At 39.2% G+C, this 263-nt stretch carries 1 protein-coding gene; it reads left to right on the top strand.

Going from position 1 to position 263, the window contains the following annotated elements:
- Positions 1-263, top strand: a 263-nt coding sequence (locus AAEY72_RS15320) for an SDR family NAD(P)-dependent oxidoreductase (RefSeq protein ID WP_352311441.1), incomplete at both ends; no start/stop codon positions are given.

Genomic DNA, 263 nt, shown 5'->3' with positions numbered 1-263 from the left:
GTATTAATGCCATAGTTGAGCAAACGCAGCGCATTGATGTACTTGTTTCTAATGCAGGAAAACATTTAAGCGCCAACATAGAAAGTACCGATGAGCAAACTCTCGATGCACTATTTGCGCTTAATGTAAAAGGCGCGTATGCGGCAGTGCAAAGTGTATTACCAATAATGAAAACCCAAAACAACGGCGCTATTGTGCTTATAGCCTCAGATCAGGCAATTATAGGTAAAAAAAATTCATTTGCTTATAACCTGACTAAACAC

Source organism: Psychrobacter sp. W2-37-MNA-CIBAN-0211 (assembly GCF_040309405.1).
GTDB lineage: Bacteria > Pseudomonadota > Gammaproteobacteria > Pseudomonadales > Moraxellaceae > Psychrobacter > Psychrobacter glaciei.
This window is presented reverse-complemented; position numbering and strand designations above follow the sequence as displayed.